Source organism: Nostoc sp. LPT, assembly GCF_017115165.1.
GTDB lineage: Bacteria > Cyanobacteriota > Cyanobacteriia > Cyanobacteriales > Nostocaceae > Nostoc.
The window spans coordinates 1-16,241 of record NZ_JABXKF010000118.1 but is presented as its reverse complement, the minus strand read 5'-3'; the positions used below and the strand labels follow the sequence as shown (position 1 = coordinate 16,241).

Annotated in this window: 12 protein-coding genes; 2 read left to right on the top strand and 10 right to left on the bottom strand. The window is 40.9% G+C overall.

The window, feature by feature from the left end:
• Positions 1 to 107 precede the first annotated feature (107 nt).
• Entirely contained in the window at positions 108 to 233 is a 126-nt protein-coding gene (locus tag HWQ58_RS22230; protein WP_292867210.1) for a hypothetical protein, read from the top strand.
• On the opposite strand, the gene HWQ58_RS22225 is transcribed toward HWQ58_RS22230, so the two are convergent.
• The 6 genes from HWQ58_RS22225 to HWQ58_RS22200 form a co-directional block, all read right to left on the bottom strand.
• On the bottom strand, positions 230 to 1,291 hold the full coding sequence (locus tag HWQ58_RS22225; protein ID WP_292867208.1) for an S-layer family protein: 1,062 nt from the start codon (positions 1,289 to 1,291) through the stop codon (positions 230 to 232). The genes HWQ58_RS22230 and HWQ58_RS22225 overlap by 4 nt on opposite strands.
• Positions 1,218 to 3,770 carry a hypothetical protein gene (locus HWQ58_RS22220; protein WP_292867205.1) on the bottom strand — a complete coding sequence of 851 codons (2,553 nt, stop codon included), beginning with the start codon at positions 3,768 to 3,770 and terminating at the stop codon, positions 1,218 to 1,220. The genes HWQ58_RS22225 and HWQ58_RS22220 overlap by 74 nt, the downstream gene beginning before the upstream one ends.
• Before the next feature lie 10 nt (positions 3,771 to 3,780).
• Positions 3,781 to 4,377: a filamentous hemagglutinin N-terminal domain-containing protein gene (locus HWQ58_RS22215; protein WP_292867203.1), complete on the bottom strand. Its 597-nt coding sequence runs from the start codon at positions 4,375 to 4,377 to the stop codon at positions 3,781 to 3,783.
• Positions 4,378 to 4,565: 188 nt separating this feature from the next.
• Positions 4,566 to 5,534, bottom strand: coding sequence for a PleD family two-component system response regulator (locus tag HWQ58_RS22210; RefSeq protein ID WP_292867200.1), 969 nt, complete (start codon positions 5,532 to 5,534; stop codon positions 4,566 to 4,568).
• Positions 5,531 to 9,682 (bottom strand): PAS domain S-box protein, encoded by a 4,152-nt coding sequence (locus HWQ58_RS22205; RefSeq protein WP_292867198.1) that lies wholly within the window; start codon positions 9,680 to 9,682, stop codon positions 5,531 to 5,533. The genes HWQ58_RS22210 and HWQ58_RS22205 overlap by 4 nt, the downstream gene beginning before the upstream one ends.
• A 904-nt stretch (positions 9,683 to 10,586) precedes the next feature.
• Positions 10,587 to 10,823, bottom strand: coding sequence for a hypothetical protein (locus tag HWQ58_RS22200; RefSeq protein WP_104908728.1), 237 nt, complete (start codon positions 10,821 to 10,823; stop codon positions 10,587 to 10,589).
• Positions 10,824 to 11,430: 607 nt separating this feature from the next.
• On the opposite strand from HWQ58_RS22200, the gene HWQ58_RS22195 reads away from it, so the two are divergent.
• Positions 11,431 to 12,441, top strand: coding sequence for a cyanophycin synthetase (locus HWQ58_RS22195; protein WP_292867196.1), 1,011 nt, complete (start codon positions 11,431 to 11,433; stop codon positions 12,439 to 12,441).
• Positions 12,442 to 12,824: 383 nt separating this feature from the next.
• On the opposite strand, the gene HWQ58_RS22190 is transcribed toward HWQ58_RS22195, so the two are convergent.
• The 4 genes from HWQ58_RS22190 to HWQ58_RS22175 form a co-directional block, all read right to left on the bottom strand.
• Positions 12,825 to 13,175: a hypothetical protein gene (locus HWQ58_RS22190; RefSeq protein WP_292867193.1), complete on the bottom strand. Its 351-nt coding sequence runs from the start codon at positions 13,173 to 13,175 to the stop codon at positions 12,825 to 12,827.
• 1,001 nt (positions 13,176 to 14,176) lie between these two features.
• Entirely contained in the window at positions 14,177 to 14,656 is a 480-nt protein-coding gene (locus HWQ58_RS22185; RefSeq protein ID WP_292867191.1) for a YbjN domain-containing protein, read from the bottom strand.
• A 26-nt stretch (positions 14,657 to 14,682) separates the two neighbouring features.
• Complete coding sequence (locus HWQ58_RS22180) at positions 14,683 to 14,865, bottom strand: hypothetical protein (RefSeq protein ID WP_292867189.1); 183 nt, start codon at positions 14,863 to 14,865, stop codon at positions 14,683 to 14,685.
• A gap of 181 nt (positions 14,866 to 15,046) precedes the next feature.
• Complete coding sequence (locus HWQ58_RS22175) at positions 15,047 to 15,904, bottom strand: nitrate ABC transporter ATP-binding protein (protein ID WP_292867186.1); 858 nt, start codon at positions 15,902 to 15,904, stop codon at positions 15,047 to 15,049.
• Positions 15,905 to 16,241 lie beyond the last annotated feature (337 nt).

Here is a 16,241-nt window from a genome sequence, read left to right as displayed (position 1 = left end):
GAAAAGCGGGGAACTCGGGACCCCCTCTGGGGATTAGGGGCAGGGAGACAAAGCACAGCTTTGACGGGGTGGGGTTCTTTTATTATGGGTAATTTGGCGGACATGATATGACCCGTCTTGCTACGCCTCAAGGGTTGGCGAAGCAATCGGCGTGGCTGACGGTAAACCGTTTTCCAACAGATACCATAGCTTTAACCTTGCCATCAGTGAGAGGTTTGTTGAACTTACACTAATTAGAACATTCTTGACTCAATAGCAATTGCCCATTATTCAGTCGATATAGACCAGTCGGTTCGATAATCGGATCACCTTTTTTCCAGGGACTGGATGTAGTTTCTACACCTCTGACCTCTCCAGTTGTATAAATAGAAACCAAAAGCCCAGGACGATTAGTGGTCAAAGCACCAGAACCTGTAATAGTAAAAGAGTTTTCTTGTCGCTTGGTGCCACGTGAAATGCAACTATTGGCGATGAGTGCGTTGGTGTCGATGACTGGGGGTAATTCGGTGAAGCTGTTTTGGATGGAACTGGTATCGGGTGCATTAATGTTGATTACACCTGAAACGCCTTGTTCAGAACTGGCTGTAATATCACTTTTTTCGGTTAGTTTTGTCCGCGACTCAATACCAAAGATACCTTGGGAGTTGATTTCGACTTTTCCACCTGTTCCTGTGAAGGCGTTGGCTGTGATATCGCTGTTTTCTTGGGGGATGGCGACAATAAATCTTGAATCGATATTGATGTTACCACCATCGCCACCTGATTGTGCTGTACCTGCGGTAGTCGAAATTCCGCTACCGTGACGCAATAGTAAAAGATCATCAACAGTTAAATTTATATTTCCACCATCACCAGAGTTGGTTGCTGCTGCAATAAATCCTTGGTTATTAAGTGTTGTGGAACCAGAATTAATATTAATATCTCCGGCTTTTCCTTGTCCTAAGCTGCTCGAACTGATTCCCCCGCGATTTAAAAATAAAGAATCTGTTGTCAGGTTAATATTACCTCCATTGCCCACAGCTGTCGGATTGACTGCACTAAAAACACCGCTAGCAAAACCTGTGGTGCTAATACCGTCGATTAAAATGCGATCGCGTGCATCAATGGTGATACTACCTCCATCGCCTCTAGAAAAAGTACCAGCATTGACTATTCCACCATTGGTTAAAAATAAAGAACCTGTTGTTAGGTTAATATTGCCTCCCCTACCTTCAGCTTCACCTTCTAAAGTAGTAAAAATACCGCTTAAGCTTCCTGCCGACACCATCAATGCCAATAGCATCGCTAGCATTAACTATAATGTCACCTGCATTACCTTTGCCAAAACTGGTAGCACTAAGTTGTCCGCCGTTGCTCAGTGTTAAGGAGTTGGTTGTTATTTGAATATCCCCACCTTTGCCAACACCTCCATCGGACAAAAAACTAAAAGCGCCAGTTGTGTTATTGCCACTAATACCATCGATAATGACAGCATCGCGGGTATTAATGTTTATATTTCCAGCATTCCTCTGTGCAAAGGTGAGAATTCCACCGCCATTTTTTAACGTCAGCGTTCCTGTTTTCACCTGGATATTTCCACCATTACCTTGACCACTAGTAAAAGCGCCAAGTATACCAAGATTTTTTAGAAATAATTCTCTGGTGTTAATGCTGATATTCCCCGCGTTACCCGTGCTACTGCCTGTCCCAGCAGTGCCTACGGAAGTAAATAAACCATTTTTCCCACCATCAAAAGTTACTGTATTGCGGGCGTTAATGGTGATATTGCCTCCATTTCCCTGTCCACCTGTTAGTGCAGAAATACTTGCACCGTTGGTGACAGAAAGTGACTCTGTTGTAATTTCGATGTCACCTCCTTTACCTTCACCACTCAGCAAGGAACTAAATAAACCGCTACTTATATCAATTTCGCCACTACTAAAAGTTACACCCTTGACGACACTATCAATTCTGACGGTATCACGAGTATTGATGGTGATATTTCCACCATTACCTTTTCCTCCGCCATGTGAAGAAGATATCCTACCGCCATTTGTTAAAGACAATGATCCTGTTTCAATTTGAATATTTCCGGCGTTACCATTGGATGCTTCCGTATTGACAGTATTAGTTAAAGTATTACCGCCAATTCCATCCAAAGTAATAGTATTGCCAACATCAAGAAAGATATTTCCTCCATTTCCTTGTCCGCTATTTTGAGCATTTAGTTGCCCGCCATCTTGAAGTAGCAAATTACCCGCAGTGATGCGAATATCACCACCATTACCTATCGCGTTATTAACACCGTAACTTGATACTTGACTGCCAAATTTTTCTGTGCCTTCAAAACCTGAAAATGTCACATTATCGCGGGCACTAATAGTGATATTTCCGGCGTTTCCACCTCCAGCAGTAACGCTAGATATTTTAGCACCATTAGTAACAGAAAGTGATCCTGTTGTAACTTGAATGTTTCCTGCTTTTCCGACACCCCCAATCAATAAGTCGCTTTGCAAAATGCTGAATGCATCAGAATCTAAGTCGATGAAAACGCCATCTAGCTTGATATTATCCGAGGCTTCGACGGTAATATTTCCGGCATTACCTTGTCCTGATACAGTTGTTAATATTTGACCGCCGTTAGTTAACAAGAGTGAACCTGTTTTCAGGTAAATATTTCCTCCGTCGCCTATCCCCTGATCGAACACATTACTCGTAGCATAACTATTATTATCAAAGGCTATATTATCAAGGGCATTAAGGCTGATATTCCCAGAGTTTCCTTTACCATCAGTACTGCTACTAATAAAGGCTCCATTAGTAGCTTTTAGCGTACCTGTAGTGATTTGAATATTACCTGCATTCCCTTCAGCAGTCGGTTGCACAGCATTAATAATTCGGCTAAAAACATCACTGCTCCTACCATCTAACGAAATATGATTACGAGCATTAATGATGATATTACCAGAATTACCTTTTCCTCTAGTGCTACCTTGAATTTCTGAACCATCGTTTATTTCCAAGGAATCGGTATTGATAGTAACGTTTACACCATTACCTCTTGCACCCTCATCTACCTGGGAAATAATTCCGTTAACTTCTTCTGGTTTTGAGTTACGAAAACTGATATCACCTTGGACATTGATATTTACATCACCTGCATTTCCCCGTCCTCCTGGTAGCTGATCATCACTATCTTCCATCCGCGATTGGATCTGCGAGCTATCTGTCAAAGAAAGCGAACCCGCAGTAATGTTAATTCTACCACCATTACCCACACCCCCATTTCCAATGTTGCTAAATATAAAACCATGGGTAAGTTCAACCGCATCTGATGTTTGAATCGATATATTACCACCATTACCCTGTCCTAAAATACCAGTACTAAGGAAAGCATTATTACTTAGTGTAAAAGAATTAGATGTGATGTTGATATTACCACTATTACCCGTTGCTCCTGTCAATACAGCGCTATTAATTCTACTAGCTAAATCATCTTTTTGACCTGTAATAGTAACAGCACCTTGAGCATTGATATTTACATTTCCTATATTGCCTTGTCCAAAAAGACTAGCATTGATGCTTCCACCATCACGCAATGTCAATGTCCCAGTTGCAATATTGATATCACCAGCATTACCAAATGCTCTTTCTTGCACTACGTTAGCGATGAAGCTTTGATCTATTAATGTTGTCTCTCTTATGGCATTAATAATAATATCTCCACCTTTACTATTTGGAGTACCTAAACCTATATCTATTCCCGCTCTTAATTTACTTTGCCCTGCCAAGTTAACATTTTCAGCTTGAATTTTGATGTTCCCGCCATCCGCACCGCGAACATTGACTTAACAATGGCACCGCTTGAGGATTTGTAGCACTAAAAACTCCTTGATTACCAAACTGAATTCCGTTCGCAGTCGTCCCCACAAATGAACCCTGCACATTTAAACTGGCATTTTTCCCAAACACAATTCCATTTGGATTTATCAAAAATAAATTGGCATTAGAGCCAGCTATACTACCGTTAATAATCTGGAAAGTAGCTAGCTGACCGAATATTTCTGAAGAGTTACTACCTGTCACCCGTGCCAAAATATTCTGAATATCTGCGCTAGGACTGAAGAAATAAGCCCCACGTCCCTCGCTGATATTAAATTCTTGAAAGCTGTGAAAAAGATTGATTTGGCGAGTAGCACCACCTGTAATTACTTCTATCGGTAGTCCCTGAAAGTTGCCTATAACTTGAGAGGACTCAGCCCCAAGTGTGTTATCAGGGATGATATTGCTTTGCTGCGCCAGGGTTTTACTAGTGAAGATACTGAAGACTAAGCAACCTAGCGAACCTGCCAATCCGAACGGCAAATACTTGTGTAATCTGTATTTTATCGTCATCATACGCACTTTCATATAGATTATTTCAGTATCTAATAAAGCTGCATGCTTTGGACGATAAACAAGCGAATATTCGTTAATTATGCAGTTTTCTGCAATCAGTTGATGTTTAAAGACAAGGACTGCATCTAAACAAGCAGAAAATGTCTGGATGTGTGGTATTAATATGTCGGATATTGTGTCTTGCGGTACTAGCAAGAATTTGTACTTTTGGGTAGTAGAATATTTTGCACAAAGCGATCGCGTCCTGCTGCCTTTGCTTGATACAACGCCCGATCCGCTGCGGCAATCATTTCTTCTAAGTCAGAATCTGGCTGAGGAATTTCTGTCGTAAACCCAACACTAATAGTTACATGAGGACTAACTTGGGAATTTTGATGAGGAATTGCTAGTCTTCGGACAGCATGACAAATTTGGTCAGCAAGATGAGTCGCCCCCTCTATGTCTGTGTTAGGTAAAATCACAGCAAATTCTTCCCCACCATAACGGGCAACTAAATCTCCGGGACGTTTAATAATATCTTTGAAAGCTTGAGCAATTTTCTGAAGACAGCGATCGCCTACCCGATGACCATAGGTATCATTATATAATTTGAAAAAATCAACATCGCAAAGAATCAGAGAAAGCGGACGTTGCTCGCGTTTTAGGCGCTGCCACTCTTGGTAAAAATACTCTTCAAAACGTCGGCGATTAGCTACTTGAGTTAATCCATCGATAGTAACTAATCGCTGCAATTCCAAATTCACGGTTTCCAGTTTTTGCTGCAACTGAGATTGCTGAATCAACCGTTTTACCCGTTGTCGCAAAACTGGCCAGTGAATTGGTTTGGTAACAAAATCCATTGCTCCCACTGCAAATGCACGGTCAACTGACTCTTGATCTTCAAGTCCTGTAATCATTAAAACTGGAGTGTGCTTGTCACAATCTAGAAGCTCCAACTGAGTGCAACACTCGAATCCATCCATATCCGGCATTATGGCATCAAGGAGTACTATATCAGGGTGCAGTTGGTTAAAAACATTTATTGCCTCTATGCCATTTTCAGCTTCCGCTATTTGATAGCCTTCCCGCTCTAAGCAATTCCGCAGCATCAGGCGAATAAAAGGTTCATCATCAACAATTAAAACTAAAGATTGGCTTTCTTGAGCAGTGGCTTTCATGGTGCTTCCTTCGCAAGTTCTTTTTCTAAGGCAGTTTTAACTTGTTCATATTCCTGATACAGTAGTGAAAGTAATTCTAGATTGTTTTCTAAGTTACTGCTGCGTGCCTGTGTTTCTAACACCTTGCAAAGGTGAACTAGGGCGATCGCTCCAATAGAAGCACTGCTGGACTTGAGTTTGTGTGCTGTCTTCCATATAGTCTGGATATCCTGAGTTGCGATCGCTGTGCTGATATGTTGCACTAGTCTATCTGTCTCTGTAAGATAACACTCAATTAGTTCCGCAAATGCCACACGATCTCCTCCGACCATAAGCTGCAAGGATTGGAGGATTTTGGCATCAATTTTGGCGCTTTTTAATGTCTGGTTTTCCCCTGAATGTAAGATATTTGACGAAGGTTGCAATTCTAGGCGCATCACTTCCCCTTGTTGTTTGATAGAAGTAAATTCAGAATTTCTTTGGGGTGGACATTTACTGAGTGCCTGAGCTAACTCTTGCAGTTGAATGGGTTTGCTAATATAAGCATCCATACCAGCGGCAAGACAAACTTGGCGATCGCCCCGCATGGCATTGGCAGTTATGGCGATGATATGGGGACGAAAACCTACCTCCCATTCTTGACAGATTCTCCGAGTTGCTTCTAAACCATCCATTTTGGGCATCTGAACATCCATCAACACTACGTCAAATCGCTGTTTTTGCAGAGCTGCGATCGCTTCTAGCCCATTGCTGACGACATCTGCGCTATAACCTATTTTCTGTAGCATCAATAGGGCAACTTTCTGATTAACAACCGTGTCCTCTGCCAGAAGAATCCGCAGTGGCAGTCGATCACCCAAATGCCGATCTACCAAGGGAAAATGAGAAATACTGGCTAGAATCGGCTGATTTCCCAAAACACGAGTAATAACATCGTAGAGTTGAGAGTGTTTGATCGGTTTACTCAAAGAAGCAGCAAACTGGACATCATTAAAGTCAGAAGGAGTTTCTAATTTCGCCAAAGAGGTCATAATCACCAAAGGCAGATTTTGACAACCAGATTGCTTGCGGATTTGACGAGCTAGAGTTATGCCATCCATTTCCGGCATTTGCATATCTAAAATAGCAATATCAAACTGCGTTCCCTGAGCAAGTTTAACTAAAGCTTCTTTTCCAGATTTGGCAGCATAAGTTTCCATCTTCCAAGACTCAGCTTGCAAACTGAGAATTTGGCGATTGGTTAGATTGTCATCTACAATCAATAATCGCTTGGTGGCAAGCAGCGGCGAAGTGCTTAATTCAGCTTGTTCTGACTGAGCAGCCACTTTGGTAATAATGGTGAAGTAAAATGTTGAACCTGGTGAAGAGTCAGGAGATGATAATAATTTTCCATTATCCCATCTAGGGCTAGGATTGCCACCAACCAACCCCTGGCTTTCTACCCAAAGAGTGCCGCCCATCATCTTACTCAGCCGCTTACTAATCGCCAATCCCAGCCCTGTGCCACCATATCGTCGAGTCATGGAGACATCAGCCTGAGTGAAGGGTTGAAATAATCGCTCTATTTTCTCTGGTGCGATGCCTATACCTGTATCTTTGATTGCAAATTGAATTTCGTAGAGAAGTTGCTCTTTTTCAACAGGTATCGGGGATTGGGAAGAAGTTTTTTTATTCAACTCAAGAGTCCCCAGTTCAACACAGAGTACTACTTCTCCGGTTTCGGTAAACTTGATCGCATTATTAAGAAGATTCATCAAGACTTGGTGCAGACGAGTCAAATCACCGACGATCTGAATGGGAACTTGGGGCTGGATCAGATAAACTAGTTCGATATCCTTTTGGGCAGCTTTCGGAGCTAAAAAGAAAATAGCCTCTTCCACACAAGCTCTCAAATCAAAAGGCTGTTCTTCTAATTCCAGTTTGCCCGACTCAATTTTAGAGAAATCTAGAATATCGTTGATGATGGTGAGTAAAGTATCTCCGCTACTGTGAACTATTTCCACAAAGTCTTGCTGTTGAGGTGTGAGATCGGTGTCCAGCAGTAGACCTGTCATGGCAATAACAGCATTCATTGGAGTCCGAATTTCATGGCTCATCATCGCCAAAAACTCACTTTTTGCCCGATTTGCAGTTTCTGCTTGACGTTTTGCCTGATCCAAGGCAAAGTTTTTCAAGGTAAGTTCTTCACGTTGGCGCGTTTCTTGTTCCAGTAAGTGAGCTTGTGCTAGAGCAATACCTAGTTGAGCCGCCACAGCTTCTAGTAATTCGATTTCATCTTGTGTCCATTGGCGAAAATAGCTGCACTGATGTAAGCCGATCGCACCATTGGGTTCTCCTTGATAGGAAGTGCGGATTGACAGCATAGACTTCAGCCCAATTTCTCGGCAGATAGGTTCAGCCGTTTGCAGTAAAGGCTCAACGTATACATTTGGAGAAGCGATCGCACTTTCTTGGGTCATCATCTGCTCGGCATGGGGATTGTTAGTCATGGGAACTTCCAATTTCAACATGGAGCAGTAACTAGAAATTTTCTTATACTCTGCTACTAGGGGAATTTGCGGGTAGGGGTTACTAATGTAAGAGTGGATCAGACAGCGATCGGCTCCAAATGTTTGTCCAATTTGGGTAGCAGCCGTCTCAAAAATTTTGCTGGTATCAAGACTTTGACGAATTTCCTGAGTAATTTGTTCAAGTAGTAGAGTGCGATGCAATTGCCGTTGTAGTGCCTCTTTAGCTCGTTTATTTTCGGTAATGTCGTGATTGATGCCAACAGTCGCAACAGTTTCCCCTTGTTCATCCTGTAAAGCGACTACGGTTGCTTCACAAATTCTCTCACTGCCATCTTTGCGAATAAAGTCTATTTCCCCTGACCAGCGTCCTTGCTGGTTGACTGTTGACAAAATGTTGGCGCTTAATGTTGCAGCTATTTCCGGCTGATGCAAAATACTGGGATGTTTAGCCAAAATCTCGGCTTTGGTATAGCCAAACATACTTTCGGCAGCAGGATTCCAGTCAATAATACTTCCGGTTAAATCTGTGATAATTACGCCATCATGCATATTTTCAAAGGTGAGGGCTTGGCGACGCAGACTGGCTTCGGCTTGCTTGCGTAAGCAAAGCTCGTTGTAGACATCGCTAATATCTCTCTGAATGCCAATAAAGTGGCTTAACTCACCATTGTCGTTATGAATAGGAGAAATACTCAATTCATTCCAAAACAAAGTGCCATCTTTGCGATAGTTGCGGAGAACAACTTTGCAACTTGTTCCAGTTTGAATAGATGAGCGCAATTCATTAAGTGCTGGTTGCTGGGTATCTGTGCGTTGCAAAAATCGACAGTTTTGCCCAATTACATCAGTAGCACTGTAGCCTGTTATTTGCTCAAAGGCAGGGTTGACGTAAATAACTGGATTGTAGGCAAGTTTGGCATCGGCAATAATAATTCCATTACTGGTCGCGGCAAGTGCCCTCTCCCTCAGTCTCAAGGTTTCTTCAACCAGTTTCAAATCAGTAATGTCAAACATAAACCCCCTCAGCCCGATCGCAGTTCCGGCTTCCTCAACGACACTAACAATGTCTCGCAGCCAAACAACTCGCCCGTCAGCAGCTAACATCCGGTATTCCAATTCGTGATTCTCGCACCTAGCAGTTGCTTGTTGACAAAAACGAACAGACTTCTCCTTGTCATCTGGATGCAGATGATTAACCCAAAAATTTTCCTCGTACCACTCTGCGATCGGATAATTTAGCAAATCTACCGCTTGCGGCCCAACGTAAATAAATCGCCAAGTTTTCAAGTCCAATTCCCAAGGGATGACTTTGACAGTTTCCAGCAGCTGTCGCAAACGATTTTCACTGGCGAGCAGGGCAATTTCTACCTGTTTATGTTCAAAAATCCTGTGAGTTAACTCCTGATTGATTGCTGTTATTTGTTGGTTTCTTGCTTTCATCGTCAGGGCAAAATAGATTGATAATGTCAACGTGACAACAACTAATAACTCTGCAATCAATTCTACTTGTGTTGATAATCCCGGATTTTGGATTAAAAGTCTCTGCCAGAGTAGGAATACAGAGATTGAGAAGAAAATCCCCAGCAACAGGGCGAGTAATTCTCGTTGACGGAAAAATATCACAGCTTTGAACCAGTCATATCGGTGCTGTTTTACCACTTCTTAACTCTCTAGCACTTTCAGGGCTTATTGCACTAACTTTTACTTTTAAGTAATCTAAAATATCAGTAGCAAGGGGGCAATTACGGAATTTATTTTTAGTTAATATATCAAAATTTTTATATATTGCCAGAAAAACTTAATCATTTCTGATTGTAATTACACTTCTTTTGATACCAATTCTGTATGAAGACGCATAGTAAAGAATCCCACCACCTGCGGCACATCTCTTTAGTGAGGTGGGGAGAAATCAAAAGAATGTGCAGGTTCATAGAGAACTAGTATAAGAGCGGCATCTGTACTAGTACACTGTGGCGGAAGTTTGTTTACCTTTAACAAGTTGCTTTGAGTAACTTGTCTGGTTAATTGAGATGCTATAGCAATCCTAAATGAGAATGTGAAAATTTTTGTTATGGTCGTCCTTGATCATTAGTCATTTGTCATTTGTGATTATAAAGGACAAATGACTAATGACAGCCAACTCCAAAAATATTTCACAAATGATTTAGGACTGCTATAGAAGTTACTAGAAACCAAAAGATCCCCTACTTTTTGAAGAAAGTAGGGGATCTGAGCCTCTCGGTGGAGAGCAAATCAAATATAGTGATTCCCGCACATTTTACAGTAGTTTTCATGTATTTGAACCACATCTGTTGTAGGGACGCAAGGCCTTGCGCCCCTACCGCGTGGTCTATTTACCTGAAAATAGCTGTAAGTAGACTACACCCGCGATCGCAAAAAAAGGGTAATCGAGATTAAAAACCAATACAGTCCAGAATCAGCAACAAAACCCAGATTGTAGAGACGCGATTTATCGCGTCTTGAAAAACCAATTATCTACACCAATAACCCTTAACCCAAGCGTATTGGATGAAAAACAAGGGTTAATGCCTATGCTTGTATTTTAAATTACAGCTTCTTGGCGTTGACAATCAAAAACAACCATGTAGGAAGCATTTGGTATTTCTTGAGGAAGGTGCCGCATATAGCCATCGGCATCAGAACGGCTGCGGAAGCGAGCAACAATCTCCCGTTGCGTATTAGGAAGTTGACGAGCGATCGCCCAAGAATTGAGGCGTTCTTTATACGCAATAGTTTGATTGTCTGATTGGGAAGTTTTGTTATCCGTATTTTCTGGCATAATTATCTTAACCGTATGAAGTTTAATGAAGGGCGTTAATTAGTTTCTAGGTAGGAATGCACCAACGCTTTTTTTTATGCTACTGCCACCTTGTTATTCGATTATTTATAAATTGTCAACACTGAGCGCTATATTTTAGACCAATTAAGTTGGAATTTTCAGGTAGCAATGAATCTCAAAGCCTTAACTTGCAATTGTTTCCAGGACACAATAATGTTCGAGCAGAAAGTTTGGCAATTATTGGGTTTGCATGATTTGGATGCATACACATAAGTAAAGTCCGCACCAGTGGTTAAACCAATATTAGTGTCTGAAAAGATACTGTTATAAGCTGAAGAGAAAATGAATAATAACGTACGTAGAATTAATCAGCACGTACTTTCTATAGTGTGATTAGTAAAACTACATTGCGGGCATTTACATTTTTTATAGTTAGTTGAAAATAATTAAATTTTCAGAGGTTTTTGGAATATTCAAAAATGAATTTTACTTCAGCTTTTGACTAGAGCTTTAGAGACAACACATAGTAGAATTGTTAAATTAAAAGTTCTTGACTAATTATCACAAAATCGTTAAAATCTTCTCGAAAAAATTATAGTTATCGATAATGAAAACACCATTTGTAACATCAATAATTCAAAAAATAGCAGAAAAAATGGGGGCAGAAGTTTTAGTAGATCCAGAATGTACTTTTATGGGATTGATTACATTTAAAAACGGAAATAAAACCTTTTTTAGTAATACCAGGTTTAGTATTAATTCTCTTGGCTCAGTAGCAATCGTTAAAGATAAAGCAGTTTCAAGCTTTTTTCTGAATAAATTTGGCTATAAGGTTACTGAAGGAAAAACATTTTTTAGTGACGAATTATGCGAAGAAATAGCTAGTCCTAGAAATATAGATGCAGGATTTTATTATGCTAAGGAGTTGGGATTTCCTGTAATTGTCAAGCCAATTAATCTTAGTCAAGGAATCTTTGTTACCAAGGTTCACAATAAGCAAGAATATTATCAAGTAGCTAAGAAAATATTACAAAAAACCTCAGGATTTATTGTTGAGCGATTCTATAGTGGCAATGATTATAGAATTGTAGTACTTGACGATAAAGTCATTTCGGCATATCAAAGAATTCCCTTATTTATTATCGGAGATGGTCAATCTACTGTTTTGCAACTTATGCAACAGAAGCAGGAAACGTTTATCAAAAATGGTAGAAAAGAAATTATAGATTTTGAAGATTATAGAATCAAAAAAAACTTGCGAAGACGGAAGCTAAATTTTAGTAATATTATACCTAAGAATAATATAGTCTATCTTTTAGACAATGCAAATTTATCAACTGGAGGTGAGGCAATAGATTTCACTGAAAATATCCATCCTGATTTTAAAAAATTAGCAGTAAATATTACAAAAGATATGGAATTGAGATTATCAGGTGTGGATATTCTTGCTAGTGATATAACGTCACCGATGGGAGATTATACAATTATTGAAGTAAATGGCGCTCCTAGCTTAACTCACTATGCGTCATTTGGTGAAGTTCAAACGAAAAGAGTAGAAAATTTATATCTGCAAGTTCTCAAAGTACTTGAAAACGAGAATAATATCATGTCCGGTTAAACATTTATAATATCTGTAGGTTGGGTTGAGGAACGTAGACCCGTTGGCGAACGCGAGTGCGTGTCGCAGACAAGCCTCTCGTAGAGAAGGGGCTTCCCGCAGGGTAAACCAACATTTGATCCTTGTTTATGTTGGTTTACCCTGCTATTCAAACGCCACTTGCTTCTCCCTTGGCGCTAGCCTCTCCCTTTGGGAGAAAAGGAGACGCTGCGCGAACTTTTCAGGTATTCCCGGACAACGCAGTGGCTCCCCAACCTACATTGATAGATTTTATTACAAGTAATAACCCAAACTTGATATAATAGAGTAAATAATTGATTTCGACTGGAAGCGTAGCAGGGATTGCTCCCCTCTTGAATTGTTTTTCAATTCTACCTATCTCTTCACCATTTCTTATCTAGTAGGGATTCAAATTCAGCTTGTAAGGCGGTTATATCCGCCAACCTTGTGACTAGTAAATTATCCTTACCAGCATCATTTAAACGTACTTTCCAATAACGAATACTGTCTGAGTTATTCAACCAAAACTTAATCACGGTATCTACCACTTGATCCAGATTCCAATCCCACTTTGCTGGAACTGATTCTACCGATTCTAAAAACGTATCTAGCGTACACCTATGCATTCCCAAGTATTCCACACCTTGTTGGGGTGGTTTTTGCCCATTTTGCTGTTGGTGATTGAAAAATTGCAAAAGTGGAGATATTCCTACAATGTCAAAAGTGTATTTCATGCCAGTACTCCCAATTTTATATTACTTACAGAAAATGTTTAGTTTTTTCTATTTAGAAAATAATATCTGGAAAGAAACTAAAGCATCTGCAAAAAGTGCAGTTTTGGTCTATATCATAGGCGTTAAACTTTAGCTATAAATTAGCACTTACAAGCATTGAGTGCTAATATTTATTTGAGAGTTGGATTGATTACTAAAGAGTTTCAGGCATTAATTAAGGGATGCATATATCTTTAATAATTATTTAATTATAGCAGTCATAAATCATTTGTGAAATATTTTTGGAGTTGGCTGTCATTAGTCAAAAGTCATTTGTCGTTTATAATCACAAATGACTTTTGACAAAGGACAAATGACCAAGGACGACCATAACAAAAATTTTCACAATCTCATTTAGGATTGCCATAGTTACGTTACGACTTGTAAAGGCTAGATCCTTCCTAACTCACTTTTTGAAGGCTGGTGATTACCAACAAAGCAGCTGTTTCATTAAGGGTGTAAGGTGTTGGACGGGGATTGAGACCCCGGACAACACGGTTGCCCCTTGGGGCAGGGCTAAAGACTCATGCGGGTTGGTTGGGGCTAGTTCTTCCCCTACACCCCTACACCCCACACCCCCACACCCGCCCCAACGGGGCTTGGTAATGGAATCAGTAGGTCAACACATATCCTGGACGCAATCAAGTCTGTCAAGCTAACCGCCTTTCTGGAGCGATCGCACCCACAATGAAGATGGAGTCAAGTCAAGGGTATATAAATAAAATTCAATTGACGGTGCAGTTTTAAAAGTGTCACTTACTAAACTCGCTTTTTGATTGAAGCAGTGATACTATTTATTTGTGTGAGGAGCAAGTTAAAAATAAAAAGCGCCTGGGGTGGAAACACGGCAACACTCCCAGGCGCTTTTAATTGGTACACAGAAAAAAGTCTTTGCAGATTCTCCCAAACCGGATTGCTATACATCGGATGTAGCAATAGCCCAATCTAAAATCTAAAATTCCTTAAGTCGCACCAAATTCAGTTTGTAAGGCTTCATCATTGTTATCAGCGATCGTTGCCACAATGGTAATTAGCCGAGACACTTCGCCAGGAGATAACTCTGCTAAGGTGCGTGTCGATATTACAACTACCCGGTTTTCAATAATGCCGAAACGTGCCTCAAAAGTACTAGAGCAGTTCAACTCCAAAAGATACCGCATCAACTTAGGTTCATTTTTGGCAGGTAAATTTAGCACCGTAGACCAAACGGTTATTGTGTCTTCATCACTTGTCCCGTTGAGTTGGACAAATACTTCCACACTTCCATACTTAAACTTCCAGAGATAACCACCCTCTGGAGTGTGGCTAACCATCGCACTATCATCTTGTTCCAAAGAGTCGATGACATTTTCAATTACCTCCAGATGGTTAATGCTTGTTGTCTCGCCGATTAACTCATTAACGGATTCGTTACTAGTTACGGTTTCTGGGTAGTTTGTCATACAGATTTTTTCTCAACATAGTCGCTCTACACATACTTTATAACTTGTGGACGTAGTTGTAGAGGCAATTCATGAATTGCCCCTACTGATTGCAGGCTTCTTCCCGCCACCATCTGGTACAATACGGTTCGGTTAAGCCCAAAAAATAAAAATGTGTAGGTTGGGGAGCCACTGCGTTGCGGGGGTTCCCCCTGTTGTTCGCGCAGCATCTCCCCTTCTCCCAAAGGGAGAGGCTAGCGCCAAGGGAGAAGCAAGTGGCGTTTGAGGAACGAAACCCAACATTTTGCAGGGTTTGTTGGGTAACACTAAAGTTCAACCCAACCTACAAATATTCTTAACCGAACCGTATTGCCATCTGGTATTATTCTGGAAAAATGAATGGCGATTAGCTCAACCTACGTCATCATGGGCAAAGCGGTTAAAGAGGAAGTCTAAGGTATAATTACGCAGTTGGTAGTATTGTGGATCTTCCATAATGCGGCTGCGATCGCGGGGACGACCAAAAGGAATTTCCATAACTTCACCAATTTTTGCATGGGGGCCATTAGTCATCATTACCAATTTATCTGCTAAAAATAGTGCCTCGTCGATGTCGTGGGTAATCATCAGCACTGTACAACGGTTATCGCCCCAAATTTTGAGCAATTCTTCTTGTAATTCTTCTTTGGTGATGGCATCCAGCGCCCCAAAAGGTTCATCTAAAATTAAGACTTTCGGACGAATCGCCAAAGCACGGGCGATAGAAACTCTTTGTCTCATCCCGCCAGACATTTGCATTGGTTTCTTTTCCATTGCATCAGCCAGTCCCACCATTGCTAGATGATCTCGGACGATCGCTCTTTTTTCGGCTTGTGGTTTGTTGGGATAAACGGCATTAACAGCTAAATAGATGTTTTCAAAAGCAGTCCGCCACGGTAACAGGGCATAGTTTTGGAAGACAACCATCCTGTCTGGGCCTGGTTTGGTAATGGGTTCTCCTTCGAGTAACACTTGCCCGGAAGTGGGAAAGTTAAAACCGGATACCATATTTAGTAATGTCGATTTGCCGCAGCCAGAGTGGCCAATGACGCAAATAAACTCGCCCTGTTCGACGTTAAGGTTAACGCCGTCGAGTACGGTGAAGGGGCCTTTCTTTGTAGGATAAACTTTGCTAACGTCTTTAATTTCTAGGAAAGGTCTGCGGTTGGTGGTTGTAGTGGAGAATGGTTTTCCTAATGTGTTTGTAGCTGTAAAGTTGGGGTTTGACATGGTATTTGGGGATTAAAAAGCTTAATGTTAAAGTTCAAAGGCTCGTCAACAGGAGTCAAAAAACAGAATTCAGGAGCCAGAATAATCTCATGTCTAAAGCTAGGATAAGATTTAGGCAGAAGAGATCCCCCAACCCCCTTAAAAAGGGGGCTTTGAGTTTCCTTTTTTGACATTAACGGAGTTCAAAGACTCATTAACGGAGTTCAAAGACTCATTAACGGAGTTCAGAGGTTCATTAACGGAGTTCAGAGGTTCATTAACGGAGTTCAAAGGTTCATTAACGGAGTTCAAAGACTCATTAATGGAGTTCAAAGACTCATTAATGGAGTTCAAAGAC